Source organism: Actinoplanes sp. NPDC051633, assembly GCF_040681735.1.
Taxonomy (GTDB): Bacteria; Actinomycetota; Actinomycetes; order Mycobacteriales; family Micromonosporaceae; genus Actinoplanes.
Genome location: NZ_JBFAZH010001471.1, coordinates 1 through 1,662, shown reverse-complemented (window position 1 = coordinate 1,662; position 1,662 = coordinate 1). Strand labels below are relative to the sequence as shown.

At 69.3% G+C, this 1,662-nt stretch carries 3 protein-coding genes; 2 read left to right on the top strand and 1 reads right to left on the bottom strand.

Features of this window, described 5'->3' with window-relative positions:
• Positions 1-832: hypothetical protein (locus AB0M20_RS42200; RefSeq protein WP_364307012.1), on the bottom strand; the 832-nt coding region annotated here is incomplete at its 3' end.
• Between the two features lie 93 nt (positions 833-925).
• Here AB0M20_RS42200 and AB0M20_RS42195 point away from each other — a divergent pair.
• Entirely contained in the window at positions 926-1,069 is a 144-nt protein-coding gene (locus AB0M20_RS42195; RefSeq protein ID WP_364307011.1) for a hypothetical protein, read from the top strand.
• A gap of 204 nt (positions 1,070-1,273) precedes the next feature.
• The coding region (locus AB0M20_RS42190) for a hypothetical protein (RefSeq protein ID WP_364307009.1) at positions 1,274-1,662 on the top strand (389 nt) is incomplete at its 3' end.

The window sequence follows — 1,662 nt, the reverse complement described above, 5'->3', positions numbered from 1 at the left end:
GCCGGCCGGTGGCGCCGGAGGTTGACCCGACCGCCCACACGTCGCCAGGCGTCCGCGCGTCAACGCCGGTCAGTGCGGTGCCGGCCGGGGCCGGAAGCGTCATCGAGACCCACCCGGCGCCGTTCCAGCGCAAGGCGAGCGGCCTCAGCGGCGCGCTGTTGATGTCGGCGGTGGCCGAGCCGACCGCCCAGACGTCCGCCGGTCCGGTGGCGTCGACGGCAGCGAGACTCTCGTACCTCGCCACTGTCGGTGCGGCGGACACTCGCCAGGTGCCGTCCGCGCGCTGCAGGATCAGCTTCCGCCGGTTGATCGGCGACGCCGGGTCTACATAGGTGCCGACCGCCCACACCGTGCCGCCCGTGGCCGCGACGCCGTGGACGTTGTTCATGCTGGCGGGGTTGCCGTTCGGGGTGGGTTCCCGCGTCCACCTCGTCCCGTTCCAGTGGACCGCCAGGGTTTCGTAACTGCCGATCCCGGCGCGATGTTCGCCGACCGCCCAGACGTCGCCGGCCGAGACCGCATCGACGCCATGGAGTGTGTCGTTGCCGGGCAGGCCAGTGCCCGGGACCGATCGCCAGGCCGTCCCGTCGTACCGCAGCGCCAGGCCGTGCGAGCTGCCGCCGAGCGGCGGATAGACCACCCCCACGGCCCAGACGTCGCGCGCGTCGGACGAGTCGGCGCCGTACAGCAGGTTGTTGCCCGGCACCTCGCTGGGGCTGGCGATGGTGGTCCATCCGAGTGCCTGAGCCGGGCTGCCGACGAGCACCAAGGCTCCGACGGCGAGGACGATGACCGACACCCGCAAGGGCGTGCCGGAGTTGGGTCTGTGCATGGGTTGACCTCCCTGTCGTTTCCCATTCGGCTGAAGCCCAGGCCGGTCACGTCATCGCGCCGATGGCCTGGACGCCGCAAAGCTCATGCACAGGTGGTGGGATTCGACCACCACGCCTGGGCGGCGCCGCCGCCCGGGGCGGCTCGGCAGGCCGAGGATGCGATCGCCGGGCAGATCCTGTTCCGTCCGGCCGGCACAGGTCGCGCCACCATCGTCATCCGCCGCCATTTTCGCTAGCACAAGTTTGCGTTAATGAGAGCGTGCCCGTGATGGCCGCGAATTTCAAGAGTCCTCATTGGTTTTATTCGGGCGGCATGGGCTGCGGTCGGCCTGTGGCGGCCCCACAACCGGCGCTGATCGCGTTGTGACGCCACGCTGATGCCCCTGCCGCACTGTGCTCTCGGCGCCGCGACCGCGGCCCATCAGCACACGGAGGACGTCATGAAGTTCCCTGCAATCAGCCCTGCCCGGCTGGCTCTGGTCGCCCTCGTCGCGGCGGCCGTGCCGTTCGCGGGCATCGCTTCGGCCGAGGCCTCGACCACGAACTGGGGATGCACCGTGGACCCGGAGCGCCCGGTCTTCGACCACATCAATCCGGCCAACGGCGACAAGGTCATCCGCTACAACATGACCGTCACTTGCGCCGCCGGGCGCGAAGTCACGATCGAACAGCACATTCACGAGGAAGACGGCCCGAACGACTACACCCACCAGACCCAGAACACCCGTAGCCGGCACTTCTCTGCCGACGACACGGTGACCATGTACTGGGATCTCACGCTGCGCAACAACGACATCAGCAGCGCCGAGGAGATGTACCACACGGTGAG